Origin of the sequence: Bacillus sp. JJ634, from assembly GCF_036962285.1 — a bacterium.
Lineage (GTDB): Bacteria > Bacillota > Bacilli > Bacillales > DSM-1321 > Peribacillus > Peribacillus asahii_A.
Map to the genome: position 1 here is coordinate 1 of NZ_JBALMU010000018.1, position 19,085 is coordinate 19,085.

Below are 19,085 nucleotides of genomic sequence, written 5' to 3' on the forward strand. Positions count from 1 at the left end.
TCCCTCTATCTCATCCCTTATATTTCCTAATAAATTTCAAAAAAAGTCCCTTTCTTTTATTACGAAAGGGACTAAAGCTTTACTCTTTTAATCTATAAAACTGTTGTGTATCAGATCATCCTATTTCTTTCCTTATTTCCCTACCTGAAATTCTACAGAAATATCGTTAGCCTCTTCTATTTCTCCTCGAACAAGGCGCATAATTTTATTTGCATCAGCTGCCGATTGCTCTTCAGCTTTTACCGTCACCTTCACATCGTCCCCATCCACACGTACAAGAGCCGCATCAAAATCTAGCGAAACAATCATTCCTTCTAAAATATTTTCCTTTACCTTAATCTCACTTAATTGTTCGACTGCTTCATAAGCAGCGTTTCTTTCCTCCGTACTTAGCTCTGTATTCCCCATTTTTTCTGTTAATTCTTGGCTTAATTTAGATCGTTCATCATCAATTTGCATACGTAAAGCGTCAAATGTATCGTCTCCAGAAGTAATCGCTACGGATGCTTCAGAATCTTTTTCCGCTTTCTCATCTGATTTTGTGTCTGACTTTGTATCTGATTGTTCTTCTTTCTTTGTGTCATTTGCATCAGGCTTCTCTACTGATTCTGATTCTGATTCCATTTCGTCTCCAACCATAGCATTTTCATTTTGTTCATTCTTTTGCTGTTCGGTTGTGGCTGCATTTTCTACACTTTCAGGAGATGTTAAATAATAGACAGATAATACGACGACAAGACTTAACATCGTTAATAACCATACTGTTTGTTTTTTCAATAACATAATTGTACACCCTCCTATTTTTTAGGCATTACAGATACGCGATGGCTTGGTACATCTAAAGCACGAGTTACCGCCTCTACAATCCATTTTTTAATTTGGATATTTTCAGCACCTTTGGCAACAACTAGTACACCGCTAACACTAGGCTTTTTCGTTTGTGTAACAATTGGACCCTCTTTATCACCATTTTTTATAATAACGAGCTGTTCATCAATCGAAGTATCTTCTACCGTTCGCTTCCCGCCTTCTTGATCAGCTTCTTCTGTCACCTGTTTTTGGGTTACTTTATTTCTTTCAAATTCTTTTTTCTCTGTTGCATCCACATAGATGACAACTTTCACATCCCTGACACCCGCAATCATCTCCAGCGCTTCCTTCATCTCATTTTGTAAATACACTTCATACTCTCGTGTTGTTTTAAATTCTGATTCGTTTTTCTGACCAAATACTTCGGTGTCCTTTGGTTCTTCCTTATTGTTAAATACGGATTGAAGTTTCTCATTTTGTTCCGGTTGATTAGCCGTAAATAAATTACCGACCATCATAATCCCCATTCCAAGTAGAACGATGATAAAGACATATACATAGAGTGATGGCTTCTTATCCTTTTGATTTTTATGTTTGTTCAAAAATTGAGTGAGCCAGGATAATGGACCTTTTTCATTTTTCAATGGTTTAGTCCCTCCTTTCCCCGGCAATTTGAATCATTTCTTCATCAATGGACCAAGTATTTGCTAGGAATTGTTTCACATCTGCATAGCGTGCATCATCTGTCACAAGAGCACGCTTTGTATCAATCTCTACCTTCGCAATGGCTTCAATGGTTTCATCCTCTTTTACTTCTGATAGGCTAATCGTAATATGCTGTAAATTCTCTGGTTCCGGTTTCTCTTCATCCTTAACAGTTACCTGAATATCCTGAATCTCCATTTGATACTTCTCCATCAGCTCCTCTTCTGCCTCTGCCTGTAATTGGACAGCCATTTGTTCTAAAATATATGCACTTTGGGCAGCTTGTATTTCTTTTTTCTTCGATTCTGTTAAATTTCCAAGTGACTGAGCCTCTCCCTGTTCAAATTGAATCGTCGCAGAGGCTAGAACATCGTCAAAATTTGTATGAAGTAAACGTAAAATTGGGGTAATAATAACCGCTATAAGCAGCAGCCCAATCACCATTTTTGAATACTTTTGCAGAGCTGAGTTCGGAAGAAGCATATCGATTACGGTCGCTAATAGAATAAAGATAATAATATTCGAGATCCAACTAGCTAAAAAATCCACGATATCTCCTCCTCTCTAACGAACCATGAGCGTAATATTCCCCGCAGCAATAATAACGGTAATACTTAAAAAAAACATAAGTGAAACAATCGCAAGCGCCGCAAAAATAAAGATGATACTTTTGCTAATAATACCGAGACAAGCAATAACCGGTCCTCCACCAAGCGGCTGCAGTAAACTCGCCGCTAACTTATAGATAAATGAAATCATTAAAATTTTAAGTGCAGGAAATGTGATAATCGCTAATAAAATAACCACTCCAGCCATTCCCACTGTATTTTTTAATAAGACCGATGCATTAATGACCGTATCTGTAGCATCGGTGAACATTCGGCCAACCACCGGAATAAAATTTCCTGTTATAAACTTAGCTGTCCGAATCGTCACGCCATCAGCTACAGCCGAAGAAGTTCCTTGTACGGAAATGACCCCAAGAAAAACCGTCATAAATGCACCGAGAATACCGATGGCAAAGTTTCGCAATAACTGGGCAAGCTGTGTCGCTTTATAATGATCGGTAAGTGTGCTAACAATGCTTAAAATTGCCGAAAAAAACAAGAGCGGCAGCACGACATATTGAACTAAAATACCGCTTGTATTCATCAGAAACATCAAAAGCGGGTGAAAGAAGGCGGCTGAAATGAGCCCTCCTGAAGTAGCAATTAGCGCAAGTAACAATGGGATAAGCGCCATTAGAAAAGAAGTCATCATGTTAATGGTCTCTTTCGTATATTCCATTGCTACATGAAAGCTATTTAACGCTAATATAATAAGCACCATATACACAATGGCATACGCGACTTTACTAATGGAGCTTTGTTCAAAAGCATTTTGTAAAGATTGCAAAAACATACTAAAGATTGTCAGCAAAAGAAGCGAACCAAGCAGCTTTCCATTCACAAGCAGCTCATGAAAGACAAACTTAGCAATGCCTTTAAACCACTCGCTAAAGGAAAATTGCTTCTCTCCACTTACAAAATCCATAAAGCTGCCTTTTTGACTTTCTGGCAAAAAACCACCATACTCCGTAATTACGCTATCCCAAAAGGTTTTTAACTCATCAAAGTCAATTCTCTCAAGTTGATCTTGTACTAAATCCGACTGCATAATTGGCTCTTGTTTCAATTCATCTTCTTCAGCAGCCTGTCCAACGGTCGTTTGAAAAAAAAGGAACAGCGTGTATACGACGATAAAAAAAAGATGCCGCTGCTTCATAACTTCACCTCATCGACTAGTAGAAATTGTTCATTAACTTGGGAGCATCTGTAAGATGGTTTCGATAATGACCGTTAAAATCGGAATGGCCATCGCTAAAATTAAAATTTTCCCACTTAACTCAATTTTAGAAGCCAATGAGCCAAGGCCGGCATCTTTCGTAATCTGAGAGGCAAATTCAGCAATATAGGCAATGCCGATAATTTTAAGAATCGTTTCTAAGTAAACCGTATTTACATTTGCATTAATGGCCAGCTTTTCAAGCATCATAATAATTTCATAAATTTTGTCTGCTAAAAACAAGAAAATAGAACAGCCTACAAAAACAACTAATAAAAAAGCAAAATTCGGCTTTTGTTCTTTTACAACTAAAGCAAGAAAAGCAGCCACGAGAGCAATCCCTACAATCTTTATGATCTCAATGACGCATCCCCTCCTTTACTGGAACAAAAAGACCGATTTAATTTTTTGAAATAAATCTTCTACAATAGAAGCAACCATAAACAAAATATAAATAAAGCCGAATAAAGTAACCCACTGGGCATATTCTTTTTTTCCAACTTGATCAAGAATCGTATGCAAAAAGGCGACAACTAAGCCCACTCCTGCGATTTTAAAAATGATGTCTACTTCAATGCCCATCTTCCATTCCTCCCACTTCTGCTACATCAGCAAAATGATTAATAATAACCCTGATAAAAAACCAAGACTTTTCATCATTTTTTCGTACTTTCCTTGCAGGTCAATAGCTTCGCTCTCTTCACGGTCTAAATGAGCCATTGTCAGCATAATTTGCTTTTGCTGGTGGTACTTATCGCTTTTACCTAACATTTCTCCAAATTGCGTAAGAATTTCATACTCTCCTTGCTTTAAAGAAAGAGCGCTCCACACTTCTGTTAAACTTTCATCCCATGCTTCTTTAACCGTTGTTTCCCCTTGATCAAGCCGTTTAGCAAACGCAGCAAACAAATGATTCAGCGGCTTGGGCAGCTGTTTTTGTAATTTTTGCGCGGCTTCTTTCAACGGGGTATGCCCGTACATAATTTCCGCTTCGAGTGATTGCAAAGCGACTTTTAGTTGCCGTAATTGCCGGGGCCTTGTACTTAATTTTCGGGCAGCCTCAAAACCAGCCCAAGTGGTAGCCATGATAATAATCGCTGCGCCTAACAATTTAAACATGAAGTCCAGCACCTGCCTTCACGTACAACTGTTGTCCTTTTTCATTCAAAATATGATAGCTCCGATTTCCTTTATCATCTCGTCTAATTTCAATAAAGCGTTCAAAAATATTTTGAGCTAACAGATTCGCAATAAAGGGACGTTTTTGAACTTCTTGAAATGTATGACCATGCGTTGTAATAATGAGTTTAATTCCCGCATTTACTGCATCTAAAACAGCCGACGCATCTTCTTGTCTACCAATCTCGTCCACAACTAATATATCCGGTGACATCGACCGGATCATCATCATCATTCCTTCTGCTTTCGGACATCCGTCTAACACATCGACGCGAATCCCAAACTCTAACTGCGGTACACCATGAACGCAGCCGGCAATTTCAGAACGCTCATCGACAATTCCTACCTTTTTAGCAGGGATATTGAGCGGCTCATGACCTGTAGACATAATTCTTGCAATATCACGAAGAACGGTCGTTTTTCCAGTTTGCGGTGCACCGATAATCAATGTATGATGCCATTGATCGTTATATATAGAAGGAATAAGCGATTCGGCAACACCAATCTTTTGCCGTGCAATACGAATATTAAATGAAGAAATATCACGAATTGCTTTTACTGTACCGTTTTCTAAAATAACCTTGCCTGCAAGACCAACACGATGTCCACCAGCAATTGTTATATAGCCGCGCTTCAATTCCTCTTCTAATGTATATAACGAAAACTGACTCAAATGACTTAATAATTGTTCCGCATCCCGTGCACTTACTTCATAAGGAATAAAATATGGCTGCCCCGCCACAGTTACTTCAATTGGTTTTCCAACACGAATGCGTACCTCTTCACTGCGCGACAAAATATCCGGTGGTACTCTAAGAAGCGGATCTTGAATTTTTTTAGGCAAAAGAGCAAGTACTGATTCCATCTAACGTTCCTCCTGTATCCACCATTTCCCTAATATGTATGCAAATCGCTTAGCATTCATGACAAGCTTTCGAAAAGTATGCTAGGCTAAGAGAGGAAAATAAACCGTGGGATAACAACACATCTAAACAGCAATGTAAAGAATGGAGAAAATCTTTTAAACTAAGAGGGGATTTTATGGGAATCAGATATATAGAAGATATTAATGAAGAAATGAATATTAATATTGTTGTGCATATGGATTTACAATCCAAAAGTGCGTATATAGTCGATGCACACATTACTCCTGCTTTTTGTCTAAACTGTAACCAGCAGGTGAGCGGGCTTTTCCATTACAGTGGCTCACGATATGGACAAGTAGGAGAAATTGAATGCAATCATTGCCACTCAACTCTCTTCTGTACAGATGATGATTACTACCAATACAGAATCTTTATGAGCCCCAAAAATTATTTCAACAGATTTATGTATGATGAAAACACGTTCAAAAACAAACTAAGTGAAATTGATTTTAGAAATGTGTACCTATTGAATATCGAAACACTAAACAAGGTTCAAAAGAAAATTGGAACGAATATGCTTGGCAGGAATATTTTAGATAACATCCACGAAATCGAATTGAATGATTTAATCAGTTTAATCAGCAAGAAATTAAAAATAACGGACATACCGACTAATCTAATTATCATTGATGATAGATTTACTCATCTGCCCATCAAAGTAAACAAGTGGCTGAACCTTCTGCGGTTATTAAAAATAATCTAATTGACCGCTGAATACTAAAGAAGAACCTTATGAGAATAAATTCACTATTCCCAAAGGTTCTTCATTTTTAATCTCTATTGTCTGTATTAGGCTCATAATCTACTTCAACATGATTGAGCCCCTCTAATACTTCTTTAATTCTTTTAGATAAATCCTCTATCTCTACGGCTGTCAATTCTCCTGACGCTTCTTTAGGATTGAAACTATTTAATTTATTTGTTATAGCTTCAAGATATCCGTTGAATACTTTATCATGCGTAATCAATATTTCACCAATAGCGGTATAAACAATAAAATCCTCTATATTACCCATATCAAGATTCTCGTTAAAGGCCCTAGCAATAGCATATCTATATCCTCTATTTTTATTTAAATACTCTTGATAATCATCCTGGATAACTTCAAATAATTCATTCATCATAATTCTTTAATTATCTTTTCAGCCTTATGCAATTCTCCTAATAGTGTATTTTGATAGTCATTGTAGCTATCCATATATGCACGTACACCACCTAAAATATTTATCCCTTTAATATCCTCATTATTTTCTAATATTTCTAATGCCTTCTTATATCTTATATATATAAGCTGTAAAACACCACTATTTATATCTTTAGCATACTCTTCCTCAAATTTATTCATCACAACTTTTATTTGGTCAATTAACTGCTTTTTCTTATCCATTTATATTCTCCTATCTACTAGGAACCTCTCGTGTCTCTTTTATCCATTCAGAGGGCCATCCTTGTGGTAGTAATATTTGGTCTCCATCGCCTTCTAGTAATGCTCCAGTTTTTGTATACTGTTTCTCCACTCTACCTATATTTAAAATTTGTCCTTTTGGTACTTCTATAACCGCTTCATATTGCCTAGAATTTTTCCAATCAGGCACTAATGCTGTACTTATTTTTGCATTTATTCTATTTCCAGCTGGGCTAGTAGTGACAAATGCTCCACCTGCTTTTGCACCGCCACCATAAGTCCTATAGAATGTGATATTTTCTTCTGTAACCACAGTTCTGTAGTTACCGTCAGTAAATGACTCACTTATCCAATCTGCTAAATCTACTTTTTCAATGACTTTTACTTTATCATCAATAGCTGTTGAATACTTACCAAATGGTTTATCCTTAACCATACCCTTATCAATCGTATTCCCCGAACTCTTCTCCACCGCAAACTGCTGAACAATATCCTTGATCTGCGTCTTATCCACCCCAACATGAACAAATCTCGTTCCGTTGCTGGCAAGTAATTGCTCGGCTTTGATATGGGTAGGGACTTCTACTTTTCCAAGTTCTCTGCCGATTGCCTTGGCTGTGAAGGCTCCTGATTTCCCAACATTTTTTAACGTGTCATAGCCGGCTCTTCCCATATCCTTAAGGATTGTTTGAGCGTGTTGGACTTGCTGTTGTATGTATGCCTTGCTGTATGGGACGTTCGTTCCGGCTTTGTCTACAAGCTTCGCTGCTCCCGCAACCCCGACAATCCCCAGTGCCGTCATCAAGCTTTGCTGGCGCTGTTCATCCGTCAGCTCATTCCCAAACATATCCTTACCAAGCATCGCTTCGCTTAGTCCGTTAGCCGAGACTAAACCGTAGATGCCCATCTCACTTTTTTGTAGAATAGATAGAGACTTGGATGTTTTGTAGGCATCGAGAGCATGATTCGCGGCATCCATTCCTTTAGCTGTTGAATAGATGGCTTTTCCGCCTTTGAATGCTCTTCCAGCCCAGCCGACGACGGGGATAAAGCCTGCTGCGGCCATGGCTCCCGCTGTGATTCGTTCGGCTTCGGATAGTTTTCTGCCTGTTACGGGGTCAACCCCTTCCGCGGCTCTCTTAGTATCATTATAGCCGGTGATTTCACCTGTAAAGGTTTTACTTCTTCATTCTAAAGTCAACTCCTCTTCCATTTTTTGTTTGTTAAGTATAAAAGAAAAAGACCTAGCCATAATAATTCGCCAGATCTCCCTCTATATATTTCATAGTCTATTCCAATCTTTTAAGATACTCTCTCACTAAATTCCCCGGTATGACACTTCTACTCTCTAGATTTTCTTTAAATGTTAATATTGGCTTCTTTATTTCAATAAGGGCTTCTATATCGTCTAAACTAACTTCCTTTTTAAACACGAACTGCTCTTGCTTCTCAAATCCATATTTCTCCACATCATCACTATCCATACTAACAAGGGAAATTCTATTTTCTTCTAAATTACGCATGCCTAACGAGTAAGTTTCATATTCATTTCCTTTATATTTAACCTTCAACTGAACCTCAAAAGCCAGTTTTAATTCATCTATTTTTACTAATTTTATCAGCAAATCATTATGTTTATTTCCTAAGACGTCCACATATTCAGTAAATCCATTTTGCTTATCATTAAGATCATGACTAGTTAACTCTAATTGACCGTCATTAACTTCAAGTTCATACTCTTTATTACCATATACTCCATATGTTCTTATCATTTTTCCACCTCAATCCATTCTCATCCATGTTTTTAATTTATTATCATAAATAAATGTAAGAGCTAACTCTCCATTCTTTGCATCTACTATCTTTAATATATCCCCTTTTACGAAACTTCTTTCGCTTTGGTAATACTCCGGTAAAACCACTTCTTTACTTCCAGTGAAACCTCTTCCTGTATATGGGTACGAATCTGGTTTAGCTTCCCAATCTGGAATTGATATCTTACTAGAATCATTTAGTCGGTACTCAATTACCCCATAAAACTTATCAGGTTCTCCCACAGATTGGGAAATTCCATCCACACCATTTGTTACTTTAAATGCAGTGTTATTATAATCTAGTCGAGCACCTTCAAAGTTGTCATATAAAGTTTCTAACTTCTTTGAATGCTCTTTAACTGCCGAAAAACCCCTTACGCTATTATACTCATTATATAAGTATTTATAAATATCACTCTGTGGTATTACTTTAGCCATCATTGTATCATCTGATGGAATTCCAATTTGACTTCTTATAGCACTTACTTTATTTTTCTCAGCAATAGTTAATACTCTATCAGGATGCAATAACTCTTTAAATTCATCTACTTGATATCCATTTTCATGAATAATCTTTTGAATACCTTCACTTGTTTTTATATTTTCGTTGACCTCACCGTTTTTACCTTGCACAATTTCGCTATTTTTCTTCACTGAACGATTATCTATATAGTGAGCTGCTCCCGCAACCCCAATAATCCCAAGTGCCGTCAATAGACTATTCTGCCTCTGCTCATCCGTCAGCTCATTCCCAAACATATCCTTACCGAGCATCGCTTCGCTTAGTCCGTTAGCCGAGACTAAACCGTAAATGCCCATCTCGCTTTTTTGTAGAATAGATAGAGACTTGGATGTTTTGTAGGCATCGAGAGCAGTGCTTGCGGCATCCATTCCTTTAGCTGTTGAATAAATTGCTTTTCCACCTTTGAACGCTCTTCCAGCCCAGCCGACGACAGGGATAAAGCCTGCTGCGGCCATGGCTCCCGCTGTGATTCGTTCAGCTTCGGATAGCTTTCGGCCTGTTACAGGATCAACACCTTCTACGGCTCTCTTAGTATCATAATAGCCGGTGATTTCACCTGTAAAGGTTTTTGTCGCCTCCCACGCTTTTTCGTACCATGGGCGGTTTTCCTTAGCTTCGATTTCTTTGGCTAGCTCTCTTGCTTCGTGCTGATCCTTTTTGAAGGTCAAATATTGATTCGTTTGCTTCGCTACATCATCTTTCAGCTGATAGATTTCACTCGTCTTATACGCTTTAGCATTAAAGTAGAGAGGAGATATGTTCTCTCCCTTTCTGGTCGCCTCTATCAGTTGATTGAACAGAGCATAGACATACGTTTCTGTTTGTTCAGATAGCGCATATTCTGTCGTTAAATCTTCATCTAGCTTATTGACTTTTTGAATGGTTTCATTGCGTTCTTTTTCGGCCTCGTTGATGTTTTCATCAAATTCTTCCTTAGAGAACACCTGGAGGGAAATTAAATCTTCAATATCGTTAAAGATTTGCTGGAGATCTTCTTGCTGCTGGGTGACCATTTCTTTCGCTAACTGATTAGATTGGGACAAATTTTCTTCTAGGAAAGGTACTTTTACAACGGTGTCTCCTGATAGTTGAACATCTTCTGTCATTCCTTGAATACCTTCGAAAAAAGCTACCTGCTGGTCAATGAGTTGAATCCATACATTCGCTACATCGATTTGTGCTTGGTAAAAGCCTTTGATGGCTTCTGCTCCGTTGCCGAGAAAATTCCCATTATCTACAATCTTAGCAAACTCTATTTTTAATTGCTGAAATTGATCTTTTAATGCTTTATATTGCTTGGCACGTTCTTCAACAGAATGAACCAACGTGTCGGCTTCATATATTTTCATTTCCATTGTTCATAAAGCCCCTTTACATTATTTAACGATCGCTTCATCTTGTTTTTTCAAAATGTCTACATTCGCATATGTATCTTCCACGTTTTTTTGAACGGCCTGCATATACTGTATAACCATTTTTTGTAGATTCTCTTCTCTTTGAAGCCATTCTTTTGTAAATGTAAGCTGATTCTGTCCAAGTTCTGTTTCAGAAGGACTTGGGAGATGTAATTCACTAAGCTTCTTTTTCACATCATTTAATTGTTGAATCACTTCTGAATAATCCAGTTTGATATTTTGCATTAAAACAGCCTCCCTTTCAAATCACTGATTTTACTTTCTAACTCATCGAATACCTCTTCTCCCTTCCCTATCAATTGACTCGCTTCATTAGCCAATCCACTTGTAAAGTCCAATATGCTGCGTTCCACCTTTAATAGATTGATTTTATTTTCAATACTTTGCACGTAGTCATCATAATCATCATTGATGATGGTGACCATCGCTGTATGGGCTTTCTCTCTAGAATTATCAAAAGAATTTGAGCGGCTCCCCGTCCATAAAGCACCTAGTTGAGGTTCTAGAATTTTCGGGATTTCTTGCAAACTAATATATTGTTCTTCCTTTATTTTCTGTTTCGCTTGCTCTAGCCGGGAAATTTTTTCATCTATAGCTGCCGATTGACTGGAAATCTCATTGTAAATTTGATTAAGTGCGTCTGAAAAACTCATATTTACACCTCCTGTAAAGTGAAACTTCCATCAGTGGGGGAAGAACGTAAAGGCATTCTTTAAAATAAGACGAGCTGAGAGAAGGCTTAATTCTTCCCTCAGCTCGCTTATCCCTCACTTCAATTGCTGGTTTCCTTGCACCATTTTAGGAATAAGCAAAACGAGCATTACCATCAGTCCAATGGCTAGTAAGCCAATTATAATCATTAATTGTATTTGTCGATTCGGAGGATGTTCACTTTTGTCTTTAAGCCGAAGGTCCTCTGGTTTCTTATCCGAAAAAAGATTCATTTGTTCGGCTTTCTCAGCAATGGTATGTTGGGCGTTTATCTCTCCAACGAATAACTGATTTAATATTTCTTCATTAGCATTAGACGTTGGAAGTTCAAACGTTAATTCCTTTTGCTGTTCCGGAATGGATTGCTTATTTTCATATAGTGCCTTTTCATGTAAATACTCTGTATTTTCCTTAAACTCTTTTTTTTCATACTCATTCGGTGTTAGTGTTTCAAGATCAGGTGCAGCTGCCTCTGTCACATTTGCGTTTATAAAGAGACTCATAGGAAGCAACAAAGCAAACATCATCCTTCGATTAAGCTTCATATGACTCTTCCTCTTCGATACTTCTTGCTCGTTTATTCTTCCAGATTTGTATAGCTAACGGAATAACGGTCAGAACGACAATGATGCCCATTAACACAGTAACAGCTGGAATAAATAACGATTCAGGTTCATATTGAATCGACATATATACTTTTGACATTGGATCTTCATAATCAATATTTGGTGCTATTAAAGCAAGTAATGGACTAACAAAGAACACCACTAGCGCCACACTCACCAGCCACCCTAATAAGTTTCCAAACGTAAAGCTAACAAGAACGATAGTAGAAACAGCAGTAAGAAGAAGAACTGTCATAATCGTCCATTCAATTGCTCGCACTTCTTCTAATGGATAGATATTTAAGCCATATATGCTAATAATTAAACCAACAATTAAATTTAGCAGCGCAAACACAGCCACTTGGACAAGTTTAGGTGCCCCTTTGAAATAATGACTGAAATATCCAATTAATAAACTAGCAATTAACACAATGACCAGGATGATAACAGGCGGTATATTCTTTTCTTCCTTCTTCGACGTGCTATCTCCGCTAATTTGAAGCGGTTGGGCTAAATGATCATAAACCGGCCCATTCTTTTGGCCATCTACATACGCATTTCCTAAAACATTAAAAATATCATCTCGGAACATTTTGGTTGTATCCACATTTGCTGCCCATTTATTATTAAGCGTATTGGCATCTTGTTGTACATTCTCAACCTTTGATTGCAGGTCATCTGTATACGTAACAATTTGATCTTGACTGTCTCCAAGAGAATTCACTAAATCATGAATCATAGCCATTTCTTGCGCAAGACCCTTCTGATGAGTAACGACGGACTGTCCATCCACTTCTTCCGTTGAAGCCGGAGCATCAGCAGAAATGAATTGAACATGATTCATTATTTGCTCGGAGCTGTCTTCAAGTGAAGATAAATCTTCCATAATAGTAGAATGTTGTTCTTCAACCTCTTCACTGTATCCTGCTAAAAACGTATTCAATTGCTCTTGTAAAGTCGTTATTTGTCCTGTTGCTGATGGCATATCTGTAGAAAGCTCATTCCACATAGTTTGTTCTTGCTCGTTTATCCCAAGAATTGGACTAATTCTTTCCTGTACAGCTTGAAGATTTTCATTACTTGCATTCAAGCTATCTTGTAACAATGTTTCTAATTGAACAAGTCCAGCATAATAATTCAAAATAGCATTTGAAGATCCACCTTCAATCTCTTTGGAAAATACAGTGGATAACACATCCTTTTTCTCCTGAGTTAAAACAGGAGAAGCAAGAACCGCTTGCTCTTTCTTCTTAATCTCCTCAATCAATTCATCCATTTGATCAACTTGGGAATTAGCATTATCTAATAAATCTTTAATCTTTGCATTTAGTTCATCCACAATTGGCTGTAATGGATTTTCCTCAGCGTCCATCGCAGCAAGCTGTTGTTCCACCTTAGACATTCGCTCTGCCAACAGCGGTATACTGTTAATCGTAGCAGTTACCTGCTCTGGTTGCGGTTCAGCAATCGCTTCTAAGTTCGTCTTTATATCATTCAGCTCTTTAGCAATCGACTGTAATTCTTCTCGTTCTTTTTCCGTGTTAACAGTTCCCGCCGATGATTGTTCGGTCGGGGTTTGAGCAGTATCCGCTGCTCCCTGATTATCTGGTTGTTGAGGTCCGTTCGTTAATTCCGATTTTAAAGTCTGAAGCTTGTTCACTGCCTGATTCAGAGATTCTGTCTCTCGTTCTCTAAAGTAGGCAATCAACTCCTCCTTCTGACGATCGATTTGATCTAATCGAATAGCAGAAAGGTTATTAACATTTTCACTATTTTCTTCTAACTGTTTCCCCATTTCTTCTAGTTCAAGGGACAGCTGTCCGCCTTGTTGATTAAAAGAATTGATAGAATCCGTCAAGGTCGGAATCTGATTGGAAGCAAATGCCTCAATTGTTCCAAGGCTTTCCTCTTGCAATTGCTGCAATATTTGCTGCTGAGCTTCTTGATATTCTTTATATTTTTCTACAAATTCAACAAATGCTGTTAAATTCTGTTCAAATTGATTAATATTATCGATTCTGTTCGGAGCCGCTTTATCTAGTGACTTCGTTGCTGTTTGAATACTTTCAAGCATGTTTTTTTGCTGCTCGATCTCACCAGCCAGACTTTTCGAACTTGGACTATAAAATGCTAACATCGCCTTTTGGAAGTCAATTTCTTTCTGTACAATCTCATCAAAATGACCTCGAACACCTTCTAGATCTTGTGAAATGTACATCCAATACAACGTAGATATTTTTCCATTGACACGATTAGTCGCACGCTCCATTTCACGCAACACTTTCTCACGGTTCACGACATTTAATTGTTCTTGAACATCATACTCAAATTTAGCTTTATCTGGTTGTTTATCTTCGTACGTCATAATATTACTCGAAAAATCGGAAGGAATATAAACGACTGCATCGTACTTTGTGTTTTTAAGACCATTGACCGCAGCGCTTCGGCTCATTGCCACCCATTGATAATTGGAATCCTCTTCAAGAATGGTCATAATTTGCGTCCCAAAATCGATCGCTTTATTTTCCTTCTCTGCCTTTATATCTTCATTTACTACGGCGATTGTACGCGTTGCGTTTTCCCTAACTTGGAAAGGGTGATCACCAATAGAACCAAAGAAGACTGCCGGGGTGGCAAGAATAAGAATTATAACTAAAATCATTTTCATCATATATCTTGTTTTACTTATCATAAATAAACCCTCGTTTCAGTAGAGCATAATGGAATTTGTATTTTCGTCTCCTTGCCATTAATGACATAATAGCCATACCCCGGATAGATTTCCTCTTCTTTTCGCTCATACGATAAGGTAAATAACGTTTGTTCTGATTTTTTCATTAATACAACAGCTTGACGAATCTGCTTAATTTCAACGGTTAATGAATCATACCCTTTTGTTAAGTCATTATTACTTCCAGAAACAAATACGTGGAAACCAAGGTGGCTGTAATTTTTCATAAGCTTTGAAATTCGATCCTGCAACAAACTGTCAATAGATTGAGAGAATCGTGAATACCCATCAATAACGAGTACAATTGGTGAATATTCCGTTCTTACAGGACCTTGTTGAATGTTTGCGAGATAATCCTGTTCTCTTCCCGCTAACAGATGTTCAATATGACTCAACCAATCTGTAATTTGCTCTTTCGTTTCTAAATACGTGACAGCTTGCTCTGATGAATAACTCGATAATCCTCGATCAAATGAATCAAATACTCCTACTGATTCTGTTCCCTGAGCGATTAAAGAATTTACTAATACCTTTAGAACGTTGGTCTTCCCTTTTTGCGCTGGACCAAGAACGATACAATGTTTATTTTTCGCAAAATCGATATAAACCGGTTGAACCGACTCTTCGTCAAGACCAATAGGGAATTTGCCAATCGTCTGAGCTTTCTCTATATATGATGTAAAGTTCAACATCGTTAATTCAGATGGCAGCATTGGAACCGGTTTAGGCCCATTAAAGCCTTCATATTTTGCTTTCAACAACTGAACATCTTGTTTGATTGATTCCAGTACTTCATAATCATCCTTACCTTCCGTTGGCAAAAATACTTGCGAAAAATAGGACTCATCTTTCCTAATAATCGCTCTGCCTGGAATCGGTTCAGGTGTAAAAGGAATTCTCCCTAATATAGAGTAAGCTTCACCGCTGTCCATTAAGTAATGAACAATTTTCGTCTTCAAATTATTCATAAGAGGTTGACGAACTGCATTAATCCTTGTAGCCGTAAAAATCATATAAATCCCTAACGACTGACCATCCCTTGCAAATTGTGTAATTTGTGCTTCAAGTTCCTGCATTTCTTCTTTTATCAAATCAAAATTATCAATCGCAATAAAAAGAAGCGGCAGTTTCTCATCACTTAATTGATTAAACATTTTAATACTGTTTACTTCCTGCTGTTGGAATAGTTGCTTTCTTTGTGCGATTTCACCTTTTAATAGATTCATAAACTTCTCAATCTTTCGCCCTTCATCCATTAAGAAAAAGTCGGCTGTATGTGGAAGCTGCTTTAATGGAAGAAGAGTACCATTTCCAAAATCAAACAAGTAATAATACATTTCTTCAGGGCTGAATCTTTCCGCCATACTAAGTAAAAGAGTGATGACCGTATAGGATTTCCCGTATCCTGAAGAGCCAAAAATCCCTATATTTCCATCATCAAGCACATCATAATGAAAGGCGGTTTGACTTTGCTTCTCGGGCTCATCTACTAAGGCGAAACTAATTTCATTTCTATTAGATGCTCGATAAGATTTTCTAGATATCCAATGAGCAAGAGGCGGCAGCCATGGACTTGGCAGTTTCTCAATTCCCATTTCAGCTTGTATGCCTTCTATTTTTTCTACAATTGCTTCCATTTCAGTTTTTTTGTTTACTTTCTTTCTATCATGGGTCGTAACATTCGATAATGGAATTAAACCAAGATCCGTTACGAGAGCAATTTCATCTTCCGATTGGGAAGTATCTTCGAGATACGGTGAACCGCTCCATGCTGACTGGAATAGCTCATACACTTCATTATTGCCTACTTGTAAATAGCCTCTTCCTGTCTCAGTAATCGTTGCAGCATCGCCGTTTTTAAGAATTTCTCTACTGTCATTGGCATCCTGCACTTTCAAGGCCACTTTAAACCGTGCGTTACTCCAAATTTGTTCATCAATGACTCCACCAGGCTTTTGTGTGGCTAGAATTAAATGCACGCCTAAACTTCGCCCGATTCGAGCGGCACTGACAAGCTCCCTAATAAAGTCAGGCTCTTCACTTTTTAACTCTGCAAATTCATCGGATATAAGAAATAAATGTGGTAATGGATCTTTTGCTCTACCTTGTTTATACAAATCCGTATAATCATCAATATGATTCACCTGATATTCATCAAACAAACGTTGTCTCTTCTTTAATTCACTTTTAATAGAAGCAAGTGCTCGTTCACTGAAGTTTTTACTTCCTTCAATATTCGTAATCGTTCCAAGTAGATGCGGCATATTTTTAAAAGGCTGCGCCATTCCGCCGCCTTTATAGTCAATAAGTAAAAAGGCAACTTCATGTGGATGAAAATGAACAGCTAATGACAAGATGTATGTTTGTAAAAACTCACTTTTCCCCGACCCTGTCGTTCCAGCAAGCAGTCCATGCGGCCCGTGTGCTTTTTCATGCAAGTTCAGTTCCACAACATCTTTTTTTCCCTTTAAACCGATTGGAGCAGCTAAAGACTTGGCTGATTCATTCGTCAGCCAGTTTTGCTTAATCGGTAATTGATCTACATCTTGCATATGCATCATTTGTAAAAAAGAAACACTGTTAGGAATAGAATTCGTCACTCCTACTTGGTGATTCAATGTTTTAAGTAGACGAGCGAACCTTTCATTGCCTTTTTGTTGATGAGCATCGAGTCTAAATGGAATCGACACGGCTTTTTTATCTTGGATTAAAATATCTCCCTCTTCATCATTGATATATCTGACGAGAGTATGAATATGCTCTGTTAAACTTTCTTTTGCTTCCGCAGCAAATATGACGGATAGTCCAAGGGATGGATGTTCTCCTTCCAAATACTCTAGGATGACATGATCCGTTATTAATTGCTGATTGGCAATAATAAACACGAGATGCGGGGAAAATTTTGTTTTCTCTTTATCCTCCTGAGAATCACGTTCCCGCAGCATTTCGTAGATGGATGAAAGCAATTGATCCCGGGTTTTCTCATTATATATAAGCCCTTTTGCATGAACATGAGGCAATTGAAAATGAGGAAGCCATTTCATCCATTCCCAATCGCTATATTCTTCTTCATCAAAAATAAAGACCATCCGTACATCATGATAACTATGAAAAAAAGCGAGCTGTCCAATAATTTGATGAAGCTCATTTTTCACAACATTTTCTTTACCGATTAAACCGATTGTCCCTTTTGATAAATCGGCAACAATCGGAACATCTTCTATTTCCCTATACACATTCTCCATTTGCTGAGATTGTTCTAATAGATCATCCATCTCTCGATTTGCCATATCTCCAGAATTAATCGAGATTTGATAGCTTGCCGGCACTGTCCCTTTTCCAAGTCTAAATTGAAGAAGATCATAGCTATCTAATGAACGTTCCCACAGACGATCCGATAGTTGCTCTGTCAAGTACTTCATTTTTTCGAATGATGGAAAATGAAAATGCAGTACCTCTTTTTGCTTTTCGGATAGTTCTAATAGCTCATTTCTTTTATTCTCTAAATAATGATTGTAAATTCGGCGTCTCCGTTCTTTCCGCTTTTTTTGAGTTCCTTTATCTTTAAAGAATTGAACAGTTGATGTGACAAGTGTAGTCATGAACATAACCATCGAAATAATAATAAAGATCCCTCTAGGTTGGATAAGTGCAACAATCCCCATAACAATTAGCATAATGAGCGGTGGCATAATAATAAGCCATAGGCCCCTATTGGAATCTTCGGACTCTTGAACTGGAAAGGATAAAGAAACCTTTTCTGTCGGAAGTTCATACACCATCCTTGGTGTTCGCCGATACATCGGGTATTTCTTGCTCATAACAGATTGCGGCTGTTGTATAATCGGAAGCTCGGTCTCATAATCTCCTATACTCTTTATCTCTAACACATCATCTTCAAGAAGCTGAAAAGTCATAAAAGGACACAATAGCAAGTCTCCCACTTTCACTTCTGTCTTCTGCGGAATCCTCTTTCCATTCAAATAGAGATTGGACATCTCAGGCTCAATAACCCAGCCATTTCCGACCTTTAATAGAGTAAAAGCGTTCTTTGCTTGCTCTATGGGAAAAGAATTTGAATGAAAGATTCCTGCCTTATTGTCAAATGATGAATATGTAATTTCAGACTGATAGCCTAAATAATAGGTTTTTACCGTTTCATCGGATACCGTTAGAAAAATAGTTAATAGCTGATCTTGTTCTTTTAATTGAAAGGAATGATTTTCATTTGCCCTGCCAATCACGCTCCCTTTTCTCCATACCGCGAACCCTGATTCCTCTACTTCGATGGTAATTGGTCCCTCTGTAAATGGATAGTGTCTTAATGTAATCATTTGTTTGGCTTCTGGACCAACAGTTAAGGAATGCTGTTGACCTTTGCTCAAGGGCACCCTCTGGTAATATTGATCATAAAACAACCAGAGATTACTCATGCTA

The 19,085-nt window shown here is 37.8% G+C and carries 18 protein-coding genes and 1 pseudogene; 1 reads left to right on the forward strand and 18 read right to left on the reverse strand.

What is annotated here, in order from left to right:
* Positions 1 to 132 precede the first annotated feature (132 nt).
* The 8 genes from V7068_RS03355 to spoIIIAA are packed head-to-tail and all read right to left on the reverse strand — an operon-like array spanning position 133 to position 5,383.
* Positions 133 to 783 carry a SpoIIIAH-like family protein gene (locus V7068_RS03355; protein WP_499711028.1) on the reverse strand — a complete coding sequence of 217 codons (651 nt, stop codon included), beginning with the start codon at positions 781 to 783 and terminating at the stop codon, positions 133 to 135.
* Positions 784 to 797: 14 nt separating this feature from the next.
* A complete protein-coding gene (gene spoIIIAG, locus V7068_RS03360) occupies positions 798 to 1,454 on the reverse strand; it encodes a stage III sporulation protein AG (RefSeq protein ID WP_499711030.1) in 657 nt (218 codons plus the stop codon).
* A gap of 4 nt (positions 1,455 to 1,458) precedes the next feature.
* Positions 1,459 to 2,064, reverse strand: a complete 606-nt coding sequence (gene spoIIIAF, locus V7068_RS03365; RefSeq protein WP_403031197.1) for a stage III sporulation protein AF — start codon at positions 2,062 to 2,064, stop codon at positions 1,459 to 1,461.
* Positions 2,065 to 2,079: 15 nt separating this feature from the next.
* Complete coding sequence (gene spoIIIAE / locus V7068_RS03370; RefSeq protein WP_499711033.1) at positions 2,080 to 3,279, reverse strand: stage III sporulation protein AE; 1,200 nt, start codon at positions 3,277 to 3,279, stop codon at positions 2,080 to 2,082.
* Positions 3,280 to 3,312: 33 nt separating this feature from the next.
* Positions 3,313 to 3,702 carry a stage III sporulation protein AD gene (gene spoIIIAD, locus V7068_RS03375; RefSeq protein WP_257467714.1) on the reverse strand — a complete coding sequence of 130 codons (390 nt, stop codon included), beginning with the start codon at positions 3,700 to 3,702 and terminating at the stop codon, positions 3,313 to 3,315.
* 15 nt (positions 3,703 to 3,717) lie between these two features.
* A complete protein-coding gene (gene spoIIIAC, locus V7068_RS03380; protein WP_110927473.1) occupies positions 3,718 to 3,921 on the reverse strand; it encodes a stage III sporulation protein AC in 204 nt (67 codons plus the stop codon).
* A gap of 21 nt (positions 3,922 to 3,942) precedes the next feature.
* Positions 3,943 to 4,458, reverse strand: a complete 516-nt coding sequence (gene spoIIIAB, locus V7068_RS03385; protein WP_499711036.1) for a stage III sporulation protein SpoIIIAB — start codon at positions 4,456 to 4,458, stop codon at positions 3,943 to 3,945.
* Positions 4,451 to 5,383: a stage III sporulation protein AA gene (spoIIIAA, locus tag V7068_RS03390; protein WP_127761298.1), complete on the reverse strand. Its 933-nt coding sequence runs from the start codon at positions 5,381 to 5,383 to the stop codon at positions 4,451 to 4,453. Before spoIIIAA ends, spoIIIAB begins: the two co-directional genes overlap by 8 nt.
* Before the next feature lie 176 nt (positions 5,384 to 5,559).
* On the opposite strand from spoIIIAA, the gene V7068_RS03395 reads away from it, so the two are divergent.
* The gene (locus V7068_RS03395; RefSeq protein WP_499711038.1) at positions 5,560 to 6,147 is read left to right on the forward strand and encodes a hypothetical protein; all 588 of its coding nucleotides are present in this window, start codon (positions 5,560 to 5,562) and stop codon (positions 6,145 to 6,147) included.
* A gap of 67 nt (positions 6,148 to 6,214) precedes the next feature.
* Here V7068_RS03395 and V7068_RS03400 read toward each other — a convergent pair whose 3' ends face one another.
* From V7068_RS03400 to essC, 10 genes and pseudogenes are all read right to left on the reverse strand, one after another.
* On the reverse strand, positions 6,215 to 6,568 hold the full coding sequence (locus V7068_RS03400; RefSeq protein WP_499711040.1) for an Imm3 family immunity protein: 354 nt from the start codon (positions 6,566 to 6,568) through the stop codon (positions 6,215 to 6,217).
* Positions 6,565 to 6,831: a hypothetical protein gene (locus tag V7068_RS03405; RefSeq protein WP_499711042.1), complete on the reverse strand. Its 267-nt coding sequence runs from the start codon at positions 6,829 to 6,831 to the stop codon at positions 6,565 to 6,567. Before V7068_RS03405 ends, V7068_RS03400 begins: the two co-directional genes overlap by 4 nt.
* Before the next feature lie 739 nt (positions 6,832 to 7,570).
* A pseudogene (locus V7068_RS03410) lies at positions 7,571 to 8,023 on the reverse strand (pre-toxin TG domain-containing protein); the annotation flags it as partial.
* A gap of 115 nt (positions 8,024 to 8,138) precedes the next feature.
* Complete coding sequence (locus V7068_RS03415; protein ID WP_499711044.1) at positions 8,139 to 8,621, reverse strand: UCP033725 family protein; 483 nt, start codon at positions 8,619 to 8,621, stop codon at positions 8,139 to 8,141.
* Between the two features lie 9 nt (positions 8,622 to 8,630).
* Positions 8,631 to 10,541 carry a ribonuclease YeeF family protein gene (locus V7068_RS03420; RefSeq protein ID WP_499711046.1) on the reverse strand — a complete coding sequence of 637 codons (1,911 nt, stop codon included), beginning with the start codon at positions 10,539 to 10,541 and terminating at the stop codon, positions 8,631 to 8,633.
* 21 nt (positions 10,542 to 10,562) lie between these two features.
* Entirely contained in the window at positions 10,563 to 10,826 is a 264-nt protein-coding gene (locus V7068_RS03425; RefSeq protein ID WP_499711048.1) for a YwqI/YxiC family protein, read from the reverse strand.
* Positions 10,826 to 11,254 carry a YwqH-like family protein gene (locus V7068_RS03430; RefSeq protein ID WP_499711050.1) on the reverse strand — a complete coding sequence of 143 codons (429 nt, stop codon included), beginning with the start codon at positions 11,252 to 11,254 and terminating at the stop codon, positions 10,826 to 10,828. The genes V7068_RS03425 and V7068_RS03430 overlap by 1 nt, the downstream gene beginning before the upstream one ends.
* 114 nt (positions 11,255 to 11,368) lie before the next feature.
* Complete coding sequence (gene essA, locus V7068_RS03435) at positions 11,369 to 11,857, reverse strand: type VII secretion protein EssA (protein WP_499711052.1); 489 nt, start codon at positions 11,855 to 11,857, stop codon at positions 11,369 to 11,371.
* Positions 11,847 to 14,609 carry a type VII secretion protein EsaA gene (gene esaA / locus V7068_RS03440; RefSeq protein ID WP_499711054.1) on the reverse strand — a complete coding sequence of 921 codons (2,763 nt, stop codon included), beginning with the start codon at positions 14,607 to 14,609 and terminating at the stop codon, positions 11,847 to 11,849. Before esaA ends, essA begins: the two co-directional genes overlap by 11 nt.
* Positions 14,606 to 19,081, reverse strand: a complete 4,476-nt coding sequence (gene essC, locus V7068_RS03445) for a type VII secretion protein EssC (RefSeq protein ID WP_499711056.1) — start codon at positions 19,079 to 19,081, stop codon at positions 14,606 to 14,608. Before essC ends, esaA begins: the two co-directional genes overlap by 4 nt.
* Positions 19,082 to 19,085 lie beyond the last annotated feature (4 nt).

Excerpts from the sequence above, each read along its gene's own strand:
- essA (WP_499711052.1), bottom strand. The coding sequence starts at position 11,857 with ATGAAGCTTAATCGAAGGATGATGTTTGCTTTGTTGCTTCCTATGAGT.
- spoIIIAC (WP_110927473.1), bottom strand. The coding sequence starts at position 3,921 with ATGGGCATTGAAGTAGACATCATTTTTAAAATCGCAGGAGTGGGCTTA.
- spoIIIAA (WP_127761298.1), bottom strand. The coding sequence starts at position 5,383 with ATGGAATCAGTACTTGCTCTTTTGCCTAAAAAAATTCAAGATCCGCTT.
- V7068_RS03430 (WP_499711050.1), bottom strand. The coding sequence starts at position 11,254 with ATGAGTTTTTCAGACGCACTTAATCAAATTTACAATGAGATTTCCAGT.
- V7068_RS03355 (WP_499711028.1), bottom strand. The coding sequence starts at position 783 with ATGTTATTGAAAAAACAAACAGTATGGTTATTAACGATGTTAAGTCTT.
- esaA (WP_499711054.1), bottom strand. The coding sequence starts at position 14,609 with ATGATAAGTAAAACAAGATATATGATGAAAATGATTTTAGTTATAATT.
- spoIIIAE (WP_499711033.1), bottom strand. The coding sequence starts at position 3,279 with ATGAAGCAGCGGCATCTTTTTTTTATCGTCGTATACACGCTGTTCCTT.
- V7068_RS03395 (WP_499711038.1), top strand. The coding sequence starts at position 5,560 with ATGGGAATCAGATATATAGAAGATATTAATGAAGAAATGAATATTAAT.
- V7068_RS03420 (WP_499711046.1), bottom strand. The coding sequence starts at position 10,541 with ATGGAAATGAAAATATATGAAGCCGACACGTTGGTTCATTCTGTTGAA.
- V7068_RS03425 (WP_499711048.1), bottom strand. The coding sequence starts at position 10,826 with ATGCAAAATATCAAACTGGATTATTCAGAAGTGATTCAACAATTAAAT.
- V7068_RS03405 (WP_499711042.1), bottom strand. The coding sequence starts at position 6,831 with ATGGATAAGAAAAAGCAGTTAATTGACCAAATAAAAGTTGTGATGAAT.
- V7068_RS03415 (WP_499711044.1), bottom strand. The coding sequence starts at position 8,621 with ATGATAAGAACATATGGAGTATATGGTAATAAAGAGTATGAACTTGAA.
- V7068_RS03400 (WP_499711040.1), bottom strand. The coding sequence starts at position 6,568 with ATGATGAATGAATTATTTGAAGTTATCCAGGATGATTATCAAGAGTAT.
- spoIIIAB (WP_499711036.1), bottom strand. The coding sequence starts at position 4,458 with ATGTTTAAATTGTTAGGCGCAGCGATTATTATCATGGCTACCACTTGG.
- essC (WP_499711056.1), bottom strand. The coding sequence starts at position 19,081 with ATGAGTAATCTCTGGTTGTTTTATGATCAATATTACCAGAGGGTGCCC.